Source organism: Seonamhaeicola sp., assembly GCF_028281565.1.
GTDB lineage: Bacteria > Bacteroidota > Bacteroidia > Flavobacteriales > Flavobacteriaceae > Seonamhaeicola.
Genome location: NZ_JANQJQ010000011.1, coordinates 1 through 24,611, shown reverse-complemented (window position 1 = coordinate 24,611; position 24,611 = coordinate 1). Strand labels below are relative to the sequence as shown.

Genomic DNA, 24,611 nt, shown 5'->3' with positions numbered 1-24,611 from the left:
TTAATAAATAAAATTTGAACGATTGAAAGACTTTATAAATAAATTATACAGAAACCACTCGCTGATTTATAAAGCCCTGTTATTTATAACCACCACATTTTTAATTGTATATCTGTTTCCAAAGAGTGGAAAGTTTAAATACAATTTTGAAAAAGGAAAGCCCTGGCAATCTGAAAACTTGTTAGCCCCTTTTGATTTCGCCATTAAGAAGACCGAGGATGAGATCAATACCGAAAAGCAGGAAATAACTGAAAATGCGGTGCTTTATTTTAATGTGGATAAAACTGTTCTGCCTAAAGTAACGTCCGGGTTTGAAGTACAGTTTGACAAAGTATTTTCGGATTCTATCCAAAAAGAACTATTACAAAAGTTAAAAAACTCGGGACATTCTGTTTTAGAGGAATTATATGCTTTTGGAATTTTAAATGAAGCCTACAGCTTTTCTGAAAAGCGAGCCGTAGCTATTCTTGAAGACCGAACTAAAAAGCAGGATGCTTTCTTTTCAAATTTGGTGGAACAAAATGAGGTATCGTCCATTATTGACAGGATTTTGAATAAGGAGGGTTTAATTAGTTATAAAGCTGATTTTACTTCGCTGTTTTTTGACCTGGTAGAACCTAATTTAACCTTTGATAAATCGTTTACCGATAAAGCGGTTCAGGAGGAATTGGACAAGATATCGTATACTCGCGGTAGTGTGGCAAAGGGCACGCTAATAGTTTCAAAAGGCGAAGTTGTTGAGGGTGATAAGTACCAAAAATTAAAGTCGCTACAATCAGAATACGAATCCCAGGTTTGGAATGAATCCAATTATAATTGGGTATTATTTGCCTATGCACTGTTAGTGGCATTAGCCATGTTAATGTTACTGTTGTTTTTGAGAAAATACAGGAGTGAGGTTTATGAAAATAATACGAAGGTTACTTTTATTTTCTTTAATGTCCTGTTATTGATCTTTATAACAACGCTGGTTGTTAACTATAATTCAAAATACATTTATATAGTTCCTATATGTGTGTTACCCTTGGTTTTAAAAGCTTTTTTTGATGCCAGATTGGGACTCTTTACACATGTTTTAACCGTATTGCTTTTAGGGTTTATTGTGCCTAATAGTTACGAGTATATGTTTCTTCAGATCATTGCCGGTATCGTCACTATTTTAACGGTTTCGGAATTATATAAACGGGCCAATTTATTTATTTCGGTAGGCCAGATCACCCTTATTTATATCATCGCCTATTTTGCCTTTTTCGTAATTCATGAAGGCAGTATTAAAACTTTGGAGTGGGAAACGTTTATCTGGTTTATTTTATGCGGGTTGGCAACATTGTTTGTTCAGCCACTGATCTATGCCTATGAAAAGCTGTTTGGTCTGGTTTCGGATGTATCGCTTTTGGAGTTATCGGATACTAATTCCAAATTGCTTAAAGAATTATCGAATAAAGCTCCGGGAACCTTTCACCATTCATTGAATGTGGCTAATTTGGCTGAGGCCTCTGCAAACGAGATTGGAGCCAATGCCATGTTGGTTAGGGTAGGCGCCTTATATCACGATATTGGTAAAATGAAGAACCCTACCTATTTTACAGAGAATCAGTCTACCGGGATTAATCCGCATGATGAGTTGTCTTCAAAGGAAAGCGCAAAAATAATTGTCAGCCATGTTATTGATGGTATTGAAATTGCGAGGAAAAATAACCTTCCGGACCGGGTTATAGATTTTATCAGAACGCATCACGGAACCAGTGTGGTGTATTATTTTTATATGAAGGAGAAGGAAGATTTTGAGGATGTTGATAAGGAAGATTTTAGTTATCCGGGACCAAAACCGTTTAGTAAGGAAACCGCTATTTTAATGATGTGTGACAGTATAGAAGCTGCTTCAAAAAGTTTGAAAGAACCCACGTCAACAAAAATAGATGCTTTTGTTGAAAACATCATTAATAAACAAGTTGAAGAAGGTCAATTCCTGAACGCTAATATTACCTTTAAGGAGATTCAATCCATAAAAAAAGTGCTCAAGCATAAACTGGCAAATATTTACCATTTACGTATAGAGTACCCCGAATAAAATTTGTAAAAAATTAATTAAAATAGTTGCGTTCTTTCAAAGGATGAATTACATTTGCAACCGCAATTTTAATTGCTAAGGTTCTTAAAGAAAATAGGAGAGGTGCCAGAGTGGTAATGGAGCAGATTGCTAATCTGTCAACGCGTAAGTGTTGCCCGGGTTCGAATCCCGGTCTCTCCGCATTTTTTTATTGAATTTTTTGAGCAAAGTGAATATAAGGCCTGCCCGCCAGCTGGCCCTTTCACTAAAAATGTCCACAGGACATTTTCTTAATGCTCAGTCCGGGGTGTAATACCTCGACTAAGCTCGGCATAAACTCCACCCGGGCGGGCTACTTAAAGTGGTATGTTATTTGGAGTTTTTATTTATTGTAGTTTTACAGTTTGATAAAACTGTTTACGGGGTGTAGCGTAGCCCGGTCATCGCGCCTGCTTTGGGAGCAGGAGGTCGCAGGTTCGAATCCTGCCACCCCGACCAACAAAAGCCAAACACATTAGTGTTTGGCTTTTTTATTTGCCAATATCAAAAGCTTGCTTTTGGATAGTTTGGCAAATAAAAAATTAACCAAGTATAACTTGGTTTGCTTTTGTTGAGCAACACCCTTTCATCAGGATCACCGACCGTAGGGAGGTACTCCTGACCGTTCCTTCAACGTTAAAGCTTGCTTTTGGATAGTTTGGCAAATAAAAAATTAACCAAGTATAACTTGGTTCGCTTTTGTTGAGCAACATCCCCAGACCAGGATCACCGACCGGAGGGAGGTAATCCTGATTTCGTCATCATGTAACACGGTCTTGTAGCAAATGATTTATTGTAGACAATAGTTGGGTTCGCTTTTGTTGAGCGACATTTCCAAACCAAGATTATTCTAAGGGAAGTACCCCTACAATCCAGACGAACTGAGAAATCGGTAAAAACAAAACGCTGTTAATTGTATGAGTATCAGTGCTTTTTGGTTTTGTGCATTTTATTTGATAACAAATATTATGCTTTTCAAAAAGTTTAACTTACTTTTATACGATAAGAAAGTAACTTAAATAACAATATCTTGTTGTTTTTTCCTGATTTGATTATATAGATATGGACATAAAATTGAAACAAAAATTCGGATTAAAGAAGCTGGAACGTTATGGGCTGATTTTAATGAATAAATCCTTGCTGGCTGTATTTTTTTCAATGTTATTAGTGGGATGTGAGCGCAATGAACGGTTAGGTTCATGGGACTTTCAGGTTCAGTTGCCTGAAGAGGAAGAAGGTGGTCAATTTGAGGGGGTTCTAAAAATCAAGGAGCGCAATTCGCAGTATCATGTTTCGCTGGTTTCTTTTGAAATGGAAACTATCGAATTTAATGAAGTATCACTTGTTGACAACCAATTAGATGCGACATTTATTGAAGAAGGTGACGCGTCTTCTGAAGAAGATGAAGATGATAGAATTGAATTGCATGGAGCATTTAGCGGTGAAAATTTTAATGGGGCTTTACTTTGGGAAGGAGAATCCCTTCCGATATCTGCTATACGCCAATCCAATGCCCCCATTGATATAGATAGGTCTAATATTAATTATACCCTTTCAGCAAAGGATTTAAGCGAAACAGAGCAAGGTATAGACCATCAAGGTATCATAGGGAATTTGGACGGTGATGCGCTTTTTACAGGAGCCAAAATATACAATTCAAATTGTATCAATTGTCATGGAACCCCCGAAATGGAAGGCTCCTTGCCTACGGCAACAAAGTTCTGGCAACAAGCTTTGAAGGCTGGTAACGACCCCTATTCCATGTATGAGACAATTTCTAGAGGATATGGTGCCATGCCGCCGCAGTTAAGTTTAACGCCTAAACAGAAATATGGTGTACTCGCGTATATTAGGGAGCAATATGTAAAAAAACTAAATCCACGGGAATATTTTAAAGTAACTGAAGGTTACTTGCGATCGGTGCCAATGGGAACGTCAACCGGTCCGGAAGAAGTGGAAAGTAGCCCTTGGGCGGAACAGGATTACGGTAACTTTTTTATGAATACCATTGAGGTAGTTGATGAGAAAAATGGTCCTGAAAGATTTCATTCCCCAGGACCTGTGCCCTATGAGGATGAGGATTACACTAAAAACAATTTTGCATACAAAGGTATTGCCGTACGTTTGGACAAGGGCGATGGGGGCGTGGCAAAGGGCAATACTTGGATGATTTTTGATCATGATTTAATGCGGGTCGCAGGCGGGTGGACAGGTCAAGGTTTCATAGATTGGAATGGCATATTGCTAAATGCCAAACATGAGACCTACCCGCGTACCGTGGGTGAGCTTCATTTTGAAACGCCGGTGGGGCCTGGATGGGCAAATCCTAAAACGGGTTCATTCAACGATAACCGATATAAAGCTAGGGATGGACGGAGATTTGGGCCATTACCCAAATCATGGGCCAATTACAAGGGATTGTATCATTATAATGATCATATTGTTTTTTCCTATTCCGTTGGAGATACCGAGATATTGGAAGAATTTGATATGCTTAAGAAGGGTGGTCAGACCATATTTATTCGAACCTTCAATATTAGTGATTCAAAAGACATTCTAAAGTTACGTGTGGCTTCAGATTCAAAACAAGTACGTGTTACCGGAAAGGGAGCCTCGTTGGTCAATGAGAATGGTTTTGTTGTATTGAAAGTGGCAAAGTCCGGAACTAAAAAACTAACCTTGTTTATAGCGAATGTCAAGAATGGTGCAATTGATGAGGTTGTCAGTGCATTCGGGCCGCCAAGAAATCTAGTGCCCTTTACCAAAGGGGGCAATGCCCACTACCCGGAGGTACTATCTACCTCAATAACCAAGGGAGCCGAGGATAAATTATTTGCAATTGATCAATTAACACCACCTTTCGATAATCCATGGAATTGCAGAATGAAATTTAGTGGAATAGATTTTATGAATGACAGTAATAAGGCCGTATTATGCACAACAGACGGGGATGTTTTGAGCGTGGAAGGGCTGACCAAAGGTAGCTTGCTTAAATGGAGGCGCATCGCTGCCGGATTGTTTCAGCCGCTGGGAGTCAAGGTAATAAATGATAGCATTTATGTTAGTTGCAGAGATCAAATTGTACGACTACAAGATTTGAATGGGGACGGGGAAACAGATTTCTATGAAAGCTTCAATCATGACCACCAAGTCACTGATCACTTCCATGAATTCGCCATGGGATTGCAATCTGATAAAGCCGGTAATTTGTATTATGCTAAAAGCGGAAGGCATGCCAGAGAGGCCTTGATTCCACAACATGGAACACTCATAAAGGTTAGCAAAGATGGTCAAAAGTCTGAAATTATAGCCAATGGTTTTAGAGCTGCTAATGGCGTATGCATTAATCCGGATGGAAGTTTTCTGGTTACGGACCAAGAAGGGTATTGGAACCCTGCAAACCGCATAAATTGGGTCGATCCCAATGGCAGTAATACTTTTTATGGCAATTTGTGGAGTTACAACCCTCCTAAGGATACCACTAGAACCGCCATGGTGAAACCAATGGTTTGGGTTGATATGGAATTTGACCGTTCGCCTTCAGAACTATTATGGGTGGATAGTAAAAAGTGGAAAGGAATGAATGGTGGGCTATTAAGTTTTTCGTATGGTTATGGAAAGATTCAGTTGGTGCTTCATGAAAACGTAAAAGGGCAAATGCAAGGAGGTGTGATAGACATCCCAGGTATCCGATTTTATACCGGGGTAATGCGCGGTAGGTTCCATCCTGATGACGAAAATTTATACCTCTGTGGTATGTCGGCATGGAGCACTTCCAGTAATGAACGCCCTGGGGATCTCTATCGCATAAGATATACCGGTAATCCGATTCCCATGCCTATTAAGCTTAATGCAACTAAAGATGGAATGAGATTGGTCTTTGCTGAAGTCTTAGACCTGAAATCAGCAGCAGACATTAGCAACTACACTGTAAACTCTTGGAATTTCTTAAGAACTAGCGACTATGGTTCGGACCGTTACAACGAAAAAGAATTAAAGGTGGTGGGTGCAAAGGTTTTACCCGATAATAAATCTGTGGAATTGATTATAGATAACATAAAGCCTGTTGATGCAATGACCATAAAATATAAGTTAAAAACTGAGGCAGGGTTTGCACTTGAGGGAACGATCCAAAATACCATACATACCCTGCCAGATTAGGGTTTGGCAATATAGTATAGTTTTTCTATATTTGAAGATACTTTCTAAACATTAAATAGTAAGTTTGTATACGTATTTTTTAAATACCCATTCAAAGCATAACAACTAACAATAACTTAGGTAATATGAAAGAAAATAATAATAATAAAAGGCTATTTTATGGAAGTTGTTTTGCACTAATCACTACGGCCTTTTCATTCAGCATTAGAGCTGGTGTGCTCCCACAATTAGGAGAAACGTTTGATTTAACAGCCAGACAATTGGGCTTCATAAATCAGATGTGGTTCTTGGGGTTTCCAATTTCTATGGTATTGGGAGGTGTTTTTTATAACGCTATTGGCCCAAAAAAGATTATGATATTTGCCTTTTTCGCGCACGCACTGGGTGTGCTCTTAACAATTTATTCTGGCGGCTATGTTGGTCTTCTGATATCAACACTGTTTATTGGAATAGGTAATGGTTGTACTGAAGCCGCCTGTAATCCAATGATTGCAGATAGTTATTCAGGAAAATTAATGAATACATTACTGAACAGGTTTCATATGTGGTTTCCTGGCGGTATTGTACTAGGGAGCTTAATTTCATTATTCATGGCCAAACTGGAATTGGGTTGGGAGGCACAGATTTGGATTATAATGGTACCAACCATTATTTATGCATATCTTTTTTATGGTCAAAATTTTCCTTCGCCAAAAAATATAGAAACTAGTTCCTTGAAGACAAATTTTAAGGCAATAAGGTCGCCACTTTTTCTTTTTATATGTCTATGCATGACATTGACGGCCATTTCTGAATTTGGACCAACCCAATGGGCGCAGTTGATTTTGTCTAAAAGTGGCGCCGAACCCATGGTTATTCTTGCCTTGATTACTGGTGTGATGGCCATTGGCAGGTATTTTGGCGGTGATTTTGTGCACAAATTAGACCAAACGGGAGTTCTTTTAGGATCTTCAGTTTTGGCTACTATCGGTATATTTTTATTTAGTATTTCTATTGGGCCAATGGCCTATGTAGCGGCAATATTCTTTGCGCTTGGAGTCTGTTATTTTTGGCCTAATATGATAGGGCTTGTAGCAGAAAAAGTGCCTTTAAGTGGTGCATTTGGAATGTCTATTGTAGGAGCCTTTGGCATGTTTTCTACGTCCATTTTTCAGCCTATCATAGGAAATTGGATCGATAAAGCTAGTGAAAAGGCGGCCTCTATGGGGTTAAGTGGCGATGCGTTGGAATTGGCTGCAGGTCAGGCAACCTTGCAAAAAATGATTTCCTTCCCAGGTATCCTAATTATACTGTTCCTAATATTATTCTTTTGGGTTAAGAAGATAAAATCACATTCGGAAGAAGTTATTTAATGTCCGTTTATAATAAAACCTTGTTAAACAACTAAAACAAATAGATACATGAAGATTGGAATGAACATGTTATTATGGACAGATTATGTGACTTTGGATCAGGTTTCAATTTTTGAAACATTGAAAGATTCTGGTTTTGATGGTGTTGAAATTCCCATAGGAGAAGGTACAGAGACGCATTATAAGGCCATTGGAAATCAATTGGCGCAATTACAATTAGGAGTTACCTGTGTTACATCACTGACTGCTCAGGCCAATATAGCCAGTTTAAATCCCGAGGTAAGACAAAAGGGGTTGGATCGGCTCAAGTGGGCAATCGATAGAGCTTACGCCCTAAATGCGGAGGTTCTTTGTGGTCCAATACATTCTGCCTTTGCCCATTTTGAGGGTAGGCCGCCTTTGGAAGAAGAAAAAAAGTGGAGTGCTGAAATGTTGTATTTGGCCGGTGACTATGCCCAAAAAGCTAAAGTCATACTTGCTCCGGAGGCACTAAATCGTTTTGAATGCTATTTGATCAATACCGCATCCGATTTAAAACAACTACTAGCAACTATAAACCACCCGTTTGTAGGGGGAATTTACGATACGCATCATGGCAATATAGAAGAGAAAAGCCACGCTGATGCTATAACGCTTTTGGGAAAAGATTTGAAGCATGTGCATATCAGTGGAAGCGATCGCGGTACACCAGGTAAGGGTCAGATAGATTGGGATGATGTATTTCTAGGATTAAAGAAAGTCAATTATCAAGGTTGGCTCACCATTGAGGCTTTTAGCACTGTAATCCCGCGTTTTGCTAACGCCATTAACGTTTGGCGGAATTATTCGCCAACTGAGGAAATCTATAAAGAAGGCTTAAAATTAATTCGATCCAAATGGAACGACATAAAATAATTAGGAGATGAAGCAACCAAAATTCTCATTAGGCAGTTGGGCATTTTCATTTGGACCATTCGAGAATAACCCTTGGTCCTTCAAAGAGTTTTTATCATATGCTGCAAAGGCCCAGTACGATGGTATTGAAATTAACGGATTCCGTCCACACCCACATCCCGATGACTTTGATACAAAATCAAAATGTACAGAACTTTTGAAGCAAATAGAGGGATATGGACTAGGAATTTCCGGTTATGCACCAGATTTTACCTCGGTACCTCCAAGGGAAGTTAGTGCTGCGCAGTACTTACATGAAATAGAAAAATCCTTGAAGTTCTGCAACCATATGGGAATCAGAATCTTGCGGGTTGATACGGTAAGTGCGCCAGGGTATTTGGCTTTGGATGCATACCAGGAACGATTTAACAGGCTTGCAAATACCTGGAGACTTGCAGCAGAATTATGTCAAAAAATGGGCGTTTTATTAGTTTGGGAATTCGAACCAGGTTTTTGGTTGAACAAACCTAGCGAAATAAAAGAAATCACTGAGGCTATAGACCATCCCAACTTCAAACTACTTTTTGATACCAGCCATGCCTATATGTGCAGCGTGGTTGGGGCAAGGCAAAGTGGCTCTAAGGAAATTCTGCCGAACGGTTTGGTTGCGCTTGCAAATAATGTGAAAAATCATATTGGTCATTTCCACTTGATTGATAGCGATGGTACACTACATGACGAAGAAACGAGTACCCATGCGCCTTTTGGTACAGGTAATATAGATTTTACAAAAGTTATCAAAGCCATGAAGGCAGAAGTGGAACCCTTAGAATGGTGGTGTTTTGATTTCTGTTTTTGCCCCACTACAGAGGAAGATGCCAGAAAAGCAATTCCATTTGTTGAAAATGTTATAAATACTATCAGATGAAATATTTTGCCGATTCCAATGGAATAAAAATTTGTTATCAGATTAGAGGAACAGGTGAACCATTGGTTCTGTTAATGGGTTTTGGCGCCGATGGCAATACATGGGAAAAACATGTGGCGGTCTATCAAAAGCATTTCAAGTGTATCTTAATCGATAATAGGGGCGTAGGGGAATCAGATCAGCCTAAAGGACCCTATTCCACCAAAACAATGGCAGATGATGCCATTGCCGTAATGGATCATGCCGGCATATTTAATGCAAAAGTGGCAGGGATTTCTATGGGGGGCGCCATTGCACAAGAATTGGCACTTCATTACCCGGAAAGAGTACTGAAACTGGTTTTGATCAGTACTTGGCCAAGATTTAATAACTATACAAAGGTGGTCTATGAAAATTTAAAAAAGATAAGGGTAACAAGTAAGCCTGGAGATTTCATGGAATTATTGCAACTATGGATCTTTGCACCGCCTTTTTATGAAACGGCATTGGAAACACTAAAACAAGGCCAGGACTTTGCAGAAAAAAATCCTAAGGCCCAATCGCAGATGGGTTTTGAAGGACAGCTAGATGCTTGTATTAATCACGATACGATTTCACGTCTAAAGCATATAGCGGTTCCTACGTTAATTACCGTGGGAGAACGGGATATTTTTACGCCGCCGGAGTTTTCTAGAATCCTTCACAAGGGAATAGAAAATTCTATTTACGAATCGTTTCCCACTGGAGGCCATGTTCACCATTGGGAAGACTTGGACAGATTTAATGAACTTACAACACAATTCTTAATTAAGGACTAACATATGGGTAAAATAAAGATAGGCTGTGAGACCTATACATGGCAAATGGCGGGTGAGTCTTACAAAGGGAAATTGGAACATATTATGGGGGTAGCTTCTAAAGCAGGGTTTCAGGGTATAGAGCCCGAAACCAGTTTTTTTGGTAGCTTGGAAGACCCATTGGCAATGAAGGACGTTCTGGATAAGCATGATCTTGAGTTGTCAGTGCTTTGCCATGTTGAAGATTGGCGCTATAGTACAGAATCTAAAGAAGAGTGGAGCAGAGCAGAAAAATGGATGGACTTTCTTAGCCATTTTCCGGACACCATCTATCTTTTGGTTCAAATGCCGGGAGTAAATAGAAACGATTTGGCAAATAGGCAACATAATTTAATTTCTTGTTTAAATGCTATTGCCCAACGTGCATATGATAGAGGAATAAATAGCTCATTTCATCCTAATTCACCATCTGGATCCATTTGTAGAGAAGAACAGGATTATAACATTATAATCAATGCCTTAAACCGTGATCATATTGGATTTTGCCCGGATGTTGGTCATATTGCCAAAGGCGGAATGGATCCTCTTAGCATTATTAAAAAATACAGGGATTTGGTAAATCTGGTTCATTTTAAGGATATGTACCAAGATGGTCGCTGGGCGCCAACTGGAAAAGGAATCATTGATTTTAAAACGATAACACAATATTTGGTGCGTACCGATTACAATGGATGGATTATTTTAGAAGATGAATGTGACCGCGCTATTCATGAGCCGGATGCCGTAACGCTGCTGGATGGGAAGTTTGTAAAATCACAACTATTACCTTTAATATGAGATATAAAACTTAAATATTACTAAAATGAAATTGCCTAATTATTTTTTAATAGCCCTTGTATTTGTATGTAGCTGCAAGGAAAAATCATCGAATGCCAAAACTGATAGTAATGTGCCCATTGAAGGTGTGCAGCAATGGATTTCTTATGAGGGAGAGGAAAACAAACCTAAGATTGTATTGGTATCAGGGGATGAGGAATACCGATCCGAAGAGGCTTTGCCAATGATGGCCAAGATATTGACCGAGAAGCATGGTTTTAATTGCACAGTGCTTTTTGCTCAAGATCCACAAAAACCTGGCATTCTGAACCCCAATAATGTAAATAATATACCTGGATTGAGTCAGCTGGAATCGGCGGATTTAATGGTCTTATTTACCCGATTTCGTGCCTTACCCGATGATCAAATGAGACATATAGATTCCTATCTAAAGGCAGGGAAACCAGTTATTGGAATCAGAACGGCAACGCATGCCTTCAATTTTGAAGACGGCGGAATCCCATCAAGTTATAAACACTATGGGAATTTTTACGAAACAGAAGGGGCATGGAAAGGTGGATTTGGAAGATTGGTTCTTGGGGAGAAATGGATTTCCCATCATGGGGTACACCGCCATCAAAGTACCAAAGGAATTGCAGCACCGGAGGCACAAAATCATCCTATTCTTAATGGTATAGCAGATGGTGAGATTTGGGGGCCTTCAGATGTGTATGGCGTAAGATTACCACTTCCAGGTGACTCAAAACCTATTGTATTAGGTCAGGCCATTACGCGCGAAGGTGCCTATGATCCTAAAGATCCCTTGTTCGGGATGCGTAGTTCAGATTACAGACTAGCCACAACCAACTTAATTGAGATAGAAGAAGAGGAAGAAGAAAATGTGGCCGATGGTTTGGTTATTAGCTATAACAAGGTCTCTGGTGTTCTTAAGGTCGGTGAAAAGGAATTTAAGTTGGATGATAATACCGTGGTGGAAGGAGACCTATCTGAATTGACTGTTGGGACTGAGGTTTTTGCGGAAATCACTGACGGCGTTGCTACGCATTTTGAAATACTGGCCTCAGCTGGTGAAAGTAGTGCAGAAGATGATGAAGAGGATGAAGATGAAGATGAAGATGAAGAAATAGCCTATAACCCCAACGAACCTTTAATGCCAATAGCATGGACAAAAAGTTACAAACTCCCCGAGGGTATTGAAGGGAAAGCTTTCGCAACTACTATTGGAGCCTCAACAGATTTACTTTCAGAAGGTACAAGAAGGCTGCTGGTCAATGCGGTATTTTGGAGTTTGGAAATGGAAGTTCCGGAAAAGGCAGATGTTAGTATCATTGGTGATTATAAACCAACCGCTTTTGAATTTTTAGACAATGATCATTGGGAAAAATTAAACAGAAGTATATCGTCAATGAAATAAATAGCATTTGGACAGCCTTGGAATCTAATGGATTAACGAATTAATATATTATGTGCTAAACTTAAAGTTAGGCATACAAAATTGATTAAGGTAGCTGTAATTTCAAGAGGCTAGTTTTTTTACATGTTGTCTAATATGTGGGTTTTGCGCCAGTATCGATTTTGATAATTCCTAAAATGGTGCAGGCCCCATTAAAACCAGAAGAATAATTATTCAAATTTTTAGAATATATGGACTTAAAAAATAAGGTTGTACTAATAACTGGAACCAGTACCGGAATTGGCAGGGCTGCTGCCTTGGCATTTGCCAAAAAGGGTGCAAAATTGGCCCTGGTTTCCAGAAATAAAGAAAAGAATAACCAGTTAATGGGGGAAATACATGCCTCTGGAGGGACCTCAATTTTTATACCCACTGATGTTTCGGATTTAGGGAACGTAAAGCACGCCATAGCCGAAACACTGAACAGATACGGACGTCTGGATATTGCAATAAATAATGCCGGCATAGAAGGTACGCCAAGGGTAAAGGCGGCCGATTATGACATAGAAGTATGGGATCGGTTAATGGATGTTAACTTGAAGGGTGTGTGGTTGTGTATAAAGTATCAATTACAGACCATGATGCAAAACGGAGGCGGAAGGATAATAAATATTTCATCATTAGCTGGTCTAAGGGGCGGCGATGCAGGGGTGGCCTATCATGCCAGTAAATTTGGGGTGATAGGATTGACTAAAACCATTGCGCTTGAGTACGCCGATAAAAATATAAGGGTAAATGCCATTTGTCCGGCTGTTATAGAAACGCCAATGGCCGAAAGGGCCTTTAGCGATCCTGTTAGAATGAAGGATGCCATTAATATGCATCCGGTAGGCCGCTTTGGCAGGGTAAACGAAGTGGTTGGGGCCATTATGTGGCTAGCTTCTTCTGATGCTGATTTTATTACCGGAGCCGCTATACCTGTTGATGGCGGGGCGGGGGTATAGTTGTTATTTTAATATGCGTTAAGTCAGAGGCCGCAATTATTTTTTTTGCCCGTAATAAGGGTTGGCTCCATGTTTTCTTTGATAATGTTTTTCTATCAATGTGGATTTTAATTTTGGAGCTATGGGGTTTATTTGTAAAGTTAAGTAGGCCATTTTAGCAAGTTCTTCAAGAATTTGGCTATTGTAAACCGCTTTTTTTGAGTTTTCGCCCCATGAAAATGGGCCGTGGTTCCCTACTAGAACCATTTGTACCTCTTTTGGGTTAAGTTTTTCTGAGGAAAAGTAATCTTTGATCTGAACCCCCGTGTTATATTCATAATCTCCCTTAATCAGTTCATTGTCCATAGGGGGAATACAGGGTATATCCGTAACAAGATGGTCGGCATGTGTGGTACCAAGTATTGGAATAGGCATTTGGGCCTGGGACCAAGCTACGGCATAAGTAGAATGTGTATGGACAATAGACCCTATATTTTTCCATTGCTTATAAAGGTAGGCATGGGTCTTGGTGTCTGAGGATGGGTTCATTGCGCCGTCAACAACCCTATTATCAAAATCTACAATGACGATATCCTGTTTTTTTAAATCAGCATAGGGCACACCACTGGGCTTTATAGCAAAACACCTTTTTTTTCTGTCTACTATACTAACATTCCCAAAGGTTTGAATGACCAATCCAAGATTTGGCAACATTAAGTTGGCTTCGAGACATTGTTTTTTTAGTTCCTTAAACATGTGTTTAATTTAAACGTGTGATTCTACAAAACCGGCCAAGATTTCATAGTCCTTATATAATTTTTCATAAACCTTGACCTTTTCATTTTCCGGCATATAGGAAGTCTTAAATCCCTGCCCCATATTCGCAATAGCTTTTTCCACCGTCTCGTGAATGCCTGCTGCAACGGAAGCATACATGGCTGCACCCAATGCTGGTGTTTGATTTGAAGCCGATACCTTAATGGGCATGTTCAAAACATTGGCCAAGGTTTGCATTACGAAAGGCGATTTATCGGCAACGCCTCCAATACCAATAATGGTATGGATTTCGATGCCTTCCTCCTGAAACCGTTCAATAATTTTCTTAGCACCAAAGCATATGGCTTCAACCAGTGCTTTAAAAATATGAGATGCCTCGCTTCCCAGACTCAAATTCATTATCGCTGACTTTAATCCCTGATTAGCATCTGGCGTCCTACGTCCATTAATCCAGTCTAACGCAACTACCGCCGTCTCCTTTACTGGTAGCAGTGCTGCATGCTGAGAAAGTGTTCCTATAAGATCCTTCTCTAGTGCGATGAGCAAATTTTCTTTCTGGGAGCTATTAAGAACATCGCTTGTTTCAATAATCGCTTTTGTTGGGGCTACCAACATATTCTTAAACCATGCCAGTAAATCGCCAAAGGCAGATTGGCCGGCCTCAAGTCCGATCATTCCTGGGATAACGGATCCATCTACCTGGCCACAAATTCCTCTTATAGCTTTTTTACCAATAACTTCTTTTTTGCACACGGCAATATCGCAGGTTGAGGTGCCCATAACCCGAACCAAACAGTTTTCTTTTACCGCAGCACCTACAGCTCCTGCATGGGCATCAAAGGTTCCAACAGCAACTATAGTATCTGTGCTCAATCCCAATTTATCAGCCCATCCCTCACATAGATTACCGGCAACTTCATCGGAAGTAAAGGTATGGTTATACAGATTATTCTTTATTTCTGCCAGATATGGGTCCAAAGTATTGAGAAAGACATTTTGGGGCAGTCCGCCCCAGTCCAAATGCCATAAGGCCTTATGACCGGCAGCACAACGGCTATATTTAAATTTTGAAAGTGGTGGACTTCCAACCAGTAAATAGGTCATCAGATCACAATGTTCCATCCAAGTAAAGGCTGCCTTCTTAATGCTTTCGTCAATTCTGGAAATATGCAGAATTTTTGCCCAAAACCATTCAGAACTATAGATGCCGCCTACGAATTTTAAATAGTTACAATTGAGGGATTTAACTACCCGATTAATTTCTTCGGCTTCCTTTATGGCTGTATGGTCCTTCCATAAAACCATCATGGCATTGGGGTTTTCCGCAAATTCCGCTTTTAGGCAAAGTGGTGTGCCGTGATTATCAATGGCCTGTGGCGATGAGCCCGTGGTATCTACGCAGATACCCTTAATGGCTCCTGGGCTAACCCCAGTGTCCTCAATAACTTGCTTGATTACCTTTTCCATGCCCTCCATATGATCAAGGGTATGTTGTCTGTATTGATTTTTGGAAGGGTTACAGTAAAGTCCTTGTTTCCATCTTTGGTACCAGTGAACGGCGCTACCCAAACTTTTTCCGGAGTTCGTGTCAACAAGTAGGGACCTAACCGAATCCGTACCAAAATCTAAGCCTATAACATATTGCGCTTCCATAGAAGTCAAAGTTATAACATTTAATCATTAGTTTCTAATATTTAGTAAGAAAGTTGCAAAAGATATTTATCTTTGTTCATTTAAGGATTATTGTAAGCATGGAAGGCCCCTATAAAAGGTTGATAAATCTATTATTTTGGTAATTACATTCTCAAAAAGAAGGCCGGGATTTGTGCATGGCAAATTGGCATCAAGGCTGTTGTTAAGGTGGCAATAAAGCGATGAAGTGTGGATTACTGTTTAATACGAATGAATCCTCAAGAGCATCAAAGCAGATTCCTTCAGTCTTAATATTGCTTAAACCTTTGGATAAGCAAAGGCTGTAATTTTATTAAACTAATAAAAAAGAAAGCTATTAAAAGAAATACGTATATGAGGATATTGGATAATTTAAAGTATGTTTTGGTTTTTTGTATAGGTGTTATCATGTGTTCATGTGATACCAATCAAAAGAAAGTATTAGTCTTTAGTAAAACGGCAGGTTTTAGACATGGATCTATTGAAGCTGGCATAGCTGCCATACATAAGATGGGACTGGAAAATGGTTTCAAAGTGGTTACTTCCGAAGATGCCGCCGTTATCATTGAAGATTCCTTGAAGACATACGATGTTGTCGTGTTTTTAAATACTTCAGGAGATGTATTAGATGATGTACAACAGGCTGATTTTGAACGCTATATTCAAGCAGGCGGTGGGTTTGTTGGTATTCATGCAGCTACAGATACAGAACATGATTGGCCGTGGTTTACGAAATTGGTTGGTGCCCAATTTAAGAATCACCCTGAGATTCAAATGGCAAAACTTCCGATTGTGGATCAAAGTCATCCTGCTACAGCCCATTTGGATAATCCCTGGTCCAGGGAAGATGAATGGTATAATTTTAGAAATATCAACAAGGACATCAACGTTTTGATTGAAATTGATGAAAGTTCTTATGAAGGGGGAGAAAATGGGGCCTACCACCCCATATCCTGGTTCCATGATTACGATGGCGGGAGGTCATTTTATACGGCAATGGGCCACACAGAAGAAACTTTTAAAGATGATCGCTTTTTAAAGCATGTATTGGCTGGTTTACAATACGCCATGAGTAATGGTAAACTTGACTATAGGTTGGCCAAATCTGAAAGCGTACCTTCAGAGAATAGATTCGTTAAGAAGGTTCTGGACTTTAATCTGGATGAACCCATGGAAATGGCAGAAATTCCTGGTAAGGGAATTTTGTTCATTGAAAGAAAGGGGATTTTAAAATTATTCGATTTCCAATCAGAGACTACAAAAATAATTGGAGAACTACCGGTATTTGCGGGCCATGAGGATGGGTTGTTGGGATTGGCCCTTGATCCAGATTATGACTCCAATAATTGGATATACTTATTCTATTCTCCCTTGGGAGACCAAAGTAAGCAGCATATTTCCAGGTTTAGCTTGAAAGCGGGAATTTTGGATTTGGCTTCCGAAAAAATACTACTTGAAATACCAACCATCCGCGAATGCTGTCATAGCGGAGGCTCTCTGGATTTTGATCGCCAAGGGAACCTCTATATTGCTACAGGAGATAATACGAACCCGTTTGAGTCTGATGGATACGCACCCATTGATGAACGTACCGGTAGGGCATTATGGGATGCTCAAAAATCTGCGGCAAATACGAATGACCTCAGAGGAAAAATACTTCGGATAAAACCGGAAGATGATGGTACTTATTCCATTCCTGAGGGCAATCTTTTTCCGCCTGGAACGCCAAGAACACGGCCTGAGATTTATATAATGGGGTGTAGAAACCCTTTTAGGTTCTCCTTAGACGCTCAGACCGGATATCTATACTGGGGCGATATTGGACCGGATGCCGGCGAAGATGATCCCACTAGGGGCCCAAAGGGGATGGGGGAGTTCAATCAAGCGAGAAAGGCAGGTTTTTGGGGCTGGCCCTATACACGCGGAAACAATCAGGCCTATAACGATTATGATTTTGCCAAGCAGGGATATCTTAACAAATTTGATCCAAATGGGATTATAAACGATTCGCCTAACAACTCTGGTATTCAGAATCTTCCTGAAGTCCAGGAATCCATGATTTGGTACGGGTATGAGCGTTCACAAAAATTCCCATGGGTTGGAGAAGGCGGGGTAAACCCTATGGCTGGCCCGGTATTTCATAAATCGGATTTTCAAAATGCAGATTCGGGTGTTTTCCCTGAATTTTTTGAAAATAAACTTTTTGTATACGAATGGATGCGCGATTGGGTGTATGTGGTATCCTTGGATGAAAATCAAAATTACGAAAAAGCCTATGCCTTTATGCCCAATACCAAATTTTCACATCCCATGGATATGATATTTGGTTCGGATGGCAACCTTTATATGCTGGAGTATGGGCAAATATGGTATGCAAGAAATCTAGATGCACGCCTTAGTAAAATATCTTATATATCAGGTAATTTAGAACCTGTTGCCAGAATTGTGTCCGATAAGGAAATTGGTGCGGTTCCCCTAACGGTTAATTTCTCGGGAGCCACTTCAATAGATTATGATGGTGACAAATTGCAATACAAGTGGTCCGTTTTAAATGACCCAGAAATTAAATCGCATGAAAAAGAAGCTGTTTTAACATTTTCAGAGCCGGGTATCTATCAGGTGCAATTGGAAGTGACCGATGCGGTGGGCAATACTTCGGTGGCAAAGACTAAAATTTTAGCAGGGAACGATCAGCCACAAATAGCCATAGAAATCCAACCTGAAGATTATATTTACGGTAGCACAAAAAAAGTGGATTATAGGGTAAAGGTTAGCGACGCACAGGATGGGAGTACGGAAGATGGAACTATTAGTGCCGATAAGGTTAAGGTCACATTTAGTTACATTCCGGAAGGGGAAGATTTGATAGCCGCTTCGGTAGGGCATCAGCAAAACACGGTGCCCGAAGGTAAAGTAATAATGGATGGTTCTGATTGCAGGGCTTGTCATGCCCTTAGTAAAAAAATTAACGGTCCCAGCTATGAGGAGATAGCCAAAAAATATTCTAAAGAAGACCGGGACTATCTCATTAGCAGGATTCAAAAGGGCGGATCAGGGGTCTGGGGAGCATCCTTAATGTCTGCACACCCGCAATTGGAAATTGATCAAACCGGAATGATCGTAGATTATATCCTTTCTTTGGATATGGATGCGCAAAAGAAACCATTGCTTCTCCCTTTATCTGGAACGCTGGAGTTTAAGGATCATTTGAACAATTTAAATGACGGCACTTATATTTTGATGGCCTCTTACATAGATGAAGGCATTGATAAATTGCCCAACGCTGCATTATCCAATAGTAATCAAGTAAGATTTGAGCCCGCCACAGTATCAGTAGAAGACGCAGAGCATATTAGTGAGGGCATTGAAATCTGGGATATGGACGATTTGGAAATATTAGGTCCAATAGTGCACGATGGTTATGTAGGCTTTGAAAATGTCAATGCTAAAGGGCTAAAAAGTATTACCATTTCAGCCTATTATGAAGCTGAGATTTTTTATGAAGGTGTATTGGAAGTTAGGGAAAATAATCCTACGGGAAAAATCATTGGGTCTAGCAAAATTAAATTTTACGGTGAAGAAGAGATGTTTAAAAAACAATTGATTAAAGTGAGTCCTACAGGTGAGCACATTGATTTGTTTTTGGTTTTTAAGAATGAAAATACCAAAGATGGGGAAATTACAAATTTAGGAAGCATTGTTTTGAACTATTGACGCGTTTCTCCAAAATCAAACAGGATTACGGACCGCAGGGAGGTAATCCTGCCTCATCACTTCGACGTCATAAGGTTTAGAAACAAAAATCCATTACAGGTAGAAATCTTCAGGATTGCTTTTAGTATTAAAGGATTATCAGTAAAGGGTGGTAATCCTGCCACCCTGATAAAAAGGTACCCAGCGATATCAGGAATGACTAATTTTAAGAAAATCAATAATTTTTTATTTTGTTGAAACCAAAAGATTCGCTTTCATGTCAAATGAAAGGAGACCTATTTTGGTTACCCTCACAATTACCATTTGTTTCGCTACCTTGATGCCTTATTAAGATTTGATCTCCGAATACAATAGCATAATTGCAATTTCAATTTGATATGCGCACTATTACTATAGTCAAATAAAGCATAAGGCATTTTGTCTACTTTATTGTATACCATTTTTATTTATTAATTATGTAAAATAATATATATTTTTACTAAAAATTCTGATTGCTATAGATGTTATATTTTACATCTTGTTGATATTTTAGAAATCTCTCATAGTTTGACAAAAAAAGAATTATGGAAGAACTAAGTAGCAGCAATGTTTTCATTATGAATACAAATGAAAACATATCCAGACATCATCCAAATGAGAAAAACATAGACGGTATAACACCACACGATTTGGTTTGGATTAATGAAATTAAGCAAAAACTGAAGGAAAACATACGTAGTGGTACAGATTATAAAATTACCGATTTGGCCTACGAAATGGCCATTTGTGACCGCAGCCTTCGTTACAAAATTAGAAAGATAACCGGGTTATCACCCATTCAATATTTTCGGGAAATCAGGCTTGATATGGCCTTTGAACTTTTAGATTCGGGTAGTTGCAATTGTGTTTCTGAAGTGGCTTATCAGGTGGGATATAAAAGCACAGGGCATTTTACCCGACTTTTTGAAAAACATTTTGGAATACGCCCGTCAAATTACTTAAAATTACCCATAAGGTTTCTTGAAAACTGATTTCGTGAAATAAAGGAAGGGACAACCTTATAGCATTTCAAAGCCTAATATTTTCATGTGGTTTAACTTCCGTTTAATCGGTTTTTAAAACAAGGCGTCCGTAACGTTTCCGGATGGCTAAAATGCCTATACCCATGTGTCTGTCTAGTTTATCAAATTACAATCTTTGATTGGGGTATCATGGTTTGTTTAAGGCATACATGAAGTCTTTAATTTATGGCCCCTTTAATTTATATACAGCTAACCAATACCAGGCATATTAAGGGCCGGTTAGGTTTGCCCATGATAAGAATAGCTCTTGCCATTTTACAACGCTTTTTTTCTGTTTTGTACAGTTTTCTTTCCGTTTCATTATTAAAATTTGACAGAATTTTGAGTGGAAATATTTGGTGGTTTTAAGAATATGGAGATAGCCACAATAAAAAATTAACCGGTACTTTGGAATGAACCACTGTTTTTATTAAAAAAAGATATATTAAAAGTTAAAAATATGAAACCAACTTTTTCAACACTACCTTTTAACGAACTTAGCCATAGTTTTTTAAGTTATATTATTGCAAGTACTAAACATTATAGAAGCAGGAAGTTTGTTTTTATACTTGGCGTATGCGTATCACTTTTATTAAGTACCATGGCACTTCAGGCACAAGCATTACCAAAAGAATGCCCACTTTTTTTGCACAAAGTAGTAAATGATGCCAAGTACAAGTCCATTACCCCGGCAAACCTGGAAGAATATCTTAAAAGTGCTGTAATACTAGTAGGTTTTAGTAAAACCAGTAATTATACCCAAATTACAGGTTCCGGCGTATTGGTCAATAATTCCCAACAGGACGGTACCTTGTATGTTTTAACAGCCAGCCATATTATTGACGCATTTGACTTTCAAAAAAATGTTTTGAAAGCTGGATTTTTAGTAAACTGTAGTGATCCAGGTTCATGTGGATTGTTTAATGATTTTGTGGAGGCTGAAGTTGTTTATAATTCCAGGAAAACAGACATTGCCCTGCTTAAATTTAAAGTGGCAGGTGATAACTTGGATGCTTACTTGGCTGGCTGGGATGTCTCCCAAAATGTGACCCCTGATAACGGGATTCACTTTGGAGATACTTATACGCCCCCAAGACCTCAAATTCCAAGGCCTCAATTTTTAAAAATTGATCACGTTAAAGATCTTGAAATTACGATACCTGGTAAAGAAAAAGTTGTCATGTGGGAAGCTATTTATGCTACCGGGTGTGTTGGCGAAGGAAGTAGTGGTTCTCCATTATTTGATCAACAGGGAAATGTTGTGGGCATACTCTCGATGGCTGGAGGTTTTCAGGGAAAAGTAGCTTCTTACCAAGCATATACCAAACTAAAAGATGTTTGGCTTGAGCTTCGGCCTTACCTGGACCCAGATGGCAAACATACACAGCTGGACGGAGCCAGTTTAAATTGTATGGTGGTGCAGGCAGGAGCTAAAGCCAAAAAGTTTTATTCACAAAAATTAAACCTGCTCTATGATAACATCCACAATTTAAGATATATCATAGCGCATGGCGGTATTTTGGGTAATGTAAATCCCGGAGGTAAGGCAGATCTGCGGATATACAACTATGATGCTACCAAAGCTCATAATAAAGGGGACAAACTGCTTTATTATGCGTTTATTGATCGCAGTACTTCACATAAAACGGTCAGGGGCGTGCCGGATTACTTTCATGTTAAGGACGCTGCGTTTAAAAGTTCATCCTTTGTAAGGCAATGGATGCCTATTGATTATGGGGCGCGGACCAGCGAATTTCCCATTGCTGCCCTGTCCTATGCCCGCTATAAGTACAAAGGTAGTAAACAGTGGCCTCATTTATGGGATTATGACGGTAAGGTTCTCGAGGTTGTTGCGGTACTAAAGTTAACCAATGCGTCCTGTAGTAAGGTTAAATTGCCGGCAGAGCTAAGTTTGCGTTCGGCTGTTGATCTATTTGCTCCAAACACTTATGCATCCTGCAACCTTCAATGTATTGAGAATTGTGGAAAGAATCTTCCCGACGAAACGGTAACCGGGAAGGACAATTTATCCACTAAGGGAGATGGCGATGTTGCCATTTTTCCCAACCCTTTCAAAGACGTGTTGAACATGGCCCTAGAGATGCCCGGAAAGGCCGAGGTAAAAGTGGTTTTATACAACCTAAGTGGCATACAATTATATGTTGAGAAGTTTTTACTGGATAAGGGAAAACAGACCATAGAGCTCCATGAATATAAAAATCTGACTGCGGGGATGTATATTCTGGAGCTCCAATATTTAGGAGGTACAAAGCAATATAAAGTACTAAAAGAGTAAGTTGTTTTTATTGCCCTTACGGTTTGTGAGGGAGCAGACAAACTGGAGCGAGCCTTACCGAACGGAACTACATGGTACATAAATGACACTTCTAAGGTTTATAGACCATGGTTCATCAAAACCGATATTGCAGCATTTTAAAATAAGGCATGGTGTATTCTTAGGGGATCATTTAACCTGAGTTCGATATAACTTTAAGTTAAGAAATAAGCCATAATAACCAAACGGGATACCCACCAAAATGCCTTGCATTGAGCTTGTCGAAATGTTTAATGGCGAAATCATAGATTCACGAATTCATTAATTTGAAGTAAAAACCATATGAGTAATTACGCCTGCCTGCAGGCAGGCTAGTCTGGCCTGTGTGGAACAATAAAATTTAAACAGATGAAAATGCATATCAAAATAGGGATTATAAGAAAATTAAAAGAGTTTAGTTTTTAAACACCCTCCGTAACAAAAGCTTCGCTTTCTAACTTCAATCCAAGATGTACTTTGATTTCGCTAATTTCAAGTGAGCAATCCCTCTTGACAGGATTGTCCCCTTGAGCGGACTTTAGGGGTGTTTTTGATCTAACCATCTAAAAATCAATAATTTTTATATCGTACTCACCTTAATTCAGTACACCCGAGACCCCGGTTAATTTTTAGAATTTGCAATGGCGGCATCATGGCATGGGGTGTGCCGGTACGGGTACGGGTTATTCCTGCAACCGGTCATTAGGTACTAATAGTTACCGGGAAAGGCAGGAATGTGTTGTTAAGTTAAGGGACTCCTGCAGTGCAAGAACAAAGGTTGCCGTTTTGCGATGTTTTTTTTCTGTTTTGGGCAAGGCTTCTTCCGTTTTGGTATCAGGGTTTTAAAGAATTTTGAAATGCCTTTTTATCAATGCTTAACGAATTATTGGAAGCTGGTATCGCTGTGACATTTAATAGGATAAAATGAACTAATTATTAAAAATATACATCATTATGAAAACAAAAAAAAGACAAGTGAATTTTTCTTATCTACTTACGGTCCTTTTTGTGACGGGCATGACCTTGAGCCTTTATGGACAAGCAAGGAAAGAATTTAGGGAAGATATATTGGTAGTAAACAGCGATGCAAGTGACAATGCTGCAGATCTTTACCTTGGTAATGATACCCAAACTTATAAAATTGCATTGTCCAGGCGAAATGTTGGGCCTATCGTAGATTTTGTGTTTCACGATCGTGGTTGGAAAACACCGGATATTTCCATTGTCCCGAATAATCGTATTGATATGAATTTCAAACTGAGAGCTTTGGGGGGGGTATATACCCGAGGCCTTGAGGTAAATGGTCAGTCGACTATAAGAAATATGGTAACCGAAAACTATCCTGACATAACACATTTTCGAAGAAATAAATCAAATGGGAATGGTGGCGGTGCTTATATTGTAATCAATAACACTTTTGATACCCGGGCTATCTTCGGAGCAGATGGGGCTGGACTTTTTAGTTCTGATGCTGCTCATAACAAGGACCTTATTTTAGGAAATTGGACCGCCGGTGGTGCGCTTAAATTTATTACCAATAATTCGGGTACCCACCAAAACAGCATGCACATTACCAGTGACGGAGAAGTGGGTATTGGTACTAATAATCCCACGGAAAAACTGGAAGTAAGCGGAAACATCAAGGCAACCGTGGGTAAGTTTGATCGTTTTGAAAAAGCAAGCGATATTGTTACTACATTTAA

General features: G+C 39.4%; 15 protein-coding genes and 2 tRNA genes. 15 read left to right on the top strand and 2 right to left on the bottom strand.

Going from position 1 to position 24,611, the window contains the following annotated elements; translation table 11 throughout:
* Positions 1 to 22 precede the first annotated feature (22 nt).
* The 11 genes from Q0983_RS04735 (at position 23) to Q0983_RS04685 (ending at position 13,413) form a co-directional block, all read left to right on the top strand.
* The gene (locus Q0983_RS04735; RefSeq protein ID WP_299549533.1) at positions 23 to 2,071 is read left to right on the top strand and encodes an HDIG domain-containing metalloprotein; all 2,049 of its coding nucleotides are present in this window, start codon (positions 23 to 25) and stop codon (positions 2,069 to 2,071) included.
* Between the two features lie 96 nt (positions 2,072 to 2,167).
* A tRNA-Ser gene (locus Q0983_RS04730) sits at positions 2,168 to 2,251 on the top strand.
* Between the two features lie 219 nt (positions 2,252 to 2,470).
* Positions 2,471 to 2,548 (top strand) — tRNA-Pro (locus Q0983_RS04725).
* A 603-nt stretch (positions 2,549 to 3,151) separates the two neighbouring features.
* Positions 3,152 to 6,250 carry a DUF6797 domain-containing protein gene (locus tag Q0983_RS04720; protein WP_299549528.1) on the top strand — a complete coding sequence of 1,033 codons (3,099 nt, stop codon included), beginning with the start codon at positions 3,152 to 3,154 and terminating at the stop codon, positions 6,248 to 6,250.
* Positions 6,251 to 6,375: 125 nt separating this feature from the next.
* Entirely contained in the window at positions 6,376 to 7,602 is a 1,227-nt protein-coding gene (locus tag Q0983_RS04715) for an MFS transporter (protein ID WP_299549525.1), read from the top strand.
* Positions 7,603 to 7,650: 48 nt separating this feature from the next.
* Positions 7,651 to 8,496, top strand: a complete 846-nt coding sequence (locus tag Q0983_RS04710) for a sugar phosphate isomerase/epimerase family protein (protein ID WP_299549522.1) — start codon at positions 7,651 to 7,653, stop codon at positions 8,494 to 8,496.
* A gap of 7 nt (positions 8,497 to 8,503) precedes the next feature.
* Positions 8,504 to 9,403, top strand: coding sequence for a sugar phosphate isomerase/epimerase family protein (locus tag Q0983_RS04705; RefSeq protein WP_299549520.1), 900 nt, complete (start codon positions 8,504 to 8,506; stop codon positions 9,401 to 9,403).
* Entirely contained in the window at positions 9,400 to 10,200 is an 801-nt protein-coding gene (locus tag Q0983_RS04700) for an alpha/beta fold hydrolase (RefSeq protein WP_299549517.1), read from the top strand. The genes Q0983_RS04705 and Q0983_RS04700 overlap by 4 nt, the downstream gene beginning before the upstream one ends.
* A gap of 3 nt (positions 10,201 to 10,203) precedes the next feature.
* The gene (locus Q0983_RS04695) at positions 10,204 to 11,016 is read left to right on the top strand and encodes a TIM barrel protein (RefSeq protein ID WP_299549514.1); all 813 of its coding nucleotides are present in this window, start codon (positions 10,204 to 10,206) and stop codon (positions 11,014 to 11,016) included.
* Between the two features lie 25 nt (positions 11,017 to 11,041).
* Complete coding sequence (locus Q0983_RS04690) at positions 11,042 to 12,430, top strand: ThuA domain-containing protein (RefSeq protein ID WP_299549511.1); 1,389 nt, start codon at positions 11,042 to 11,044, stop codon at positions 12,428 to 12,430.
* 230 nt (positions 12,431 to 12,660) lie between these two features.
* Positions 12,661 to 13,413, top strand: coding sequence for a glucose 1-dehydrogenase (locus Q0983_RS04685; protein WP_299549508.1), 753 nt, complete (start codon positions 12,661 to 12,663; stop codon positions 13,411 to 13,413).
* 36 nt (positions 13,414 to 13,449) lie between these two features.
* Here the strand turns inward: Q0983_RS04685 and araD are convergent, their stop codons facing one another.
* The gene (araD, locus tag Q0983_RS04680; protein ID WP_299549879.1) at positions 13,450 to 14,157 is read right to left on the bottom strand and encodes an L-ribulose-5-phosphate 4-epimerase AraD; all 708 of its coding nucleotides are present in this window, start codon (positions 14,155 to 14,157) and stop codon (positions 13,450 to 13,452) included.
* Positions 14,158 to 15,822 carry a ribulokinase gene (locus Q0983_RS04675; protein ID WP_299549505.1) on the bottom strand — a complete coding sequence of 555 codons (1,665 nt, stop codon included), beginning with the start codon at positions 15,820 to 15,822 and terminating at the stop codon, positions 14,158 to 14,160.
* A gap of 372 nt (positions 15,823 to 16,194) precedes the next feature.
* Here Q0983_RS04675 and Q0983_RS04670 point away from each other — a divergent pair, with 372 nt between their 5' ends.
* From Q0983_RS04670 to Q0983_RS04655, 4 genes are all read left to right on the top strand, one after another.
* Positions 16,195 to 19,554, top strand: a complete 3,360-nt coding sequence (locus Q0983_RS04670) for a ThuA domain-containing protein (RefSeq protein ID WP_299549503.1) — start codon at positions 16,195 to 16,197, stop codon at positions 19,552 to 19,554.
* Positions 19,555 to 20,117: 563 nt separating this feature from the next.
* On the top strand, positions 20,118 to 20,564 hold the full coding sequence (locus tag Q0983_RS04665; protein WP_299549501.1) for a helix-turn-helix transcriptional regulator: 447 nt from the start codon (positions 20,118 to 20,120) through the stop codon (positions 20,562 to 20,564).
* 490 nt (positions 20,565 to 21,054) lie between these two features.
* Positions 21,055 to 22,890: a trypsin-like peptidase domain-containing protein gene (locus Q0983_RS04660; RefSeq protein WP_299549498.1), complete on the top strand. Its 1,836-nt coding sequence runs from the start codon at positions 21,055 to 21,057 to the stop codon at positions 22,888 to 22,890.
* A gap of 972 nt (positions 22,891 to 23,862) precedes the next feature.
* Positions 23,863 to 24,611 (top strand): hypothetical protein (locus Q0983_RS04655; RefSeq protein ID WP_299549495.1); only part of this gene is annotated, 749 nt, incomplete at its 3' end.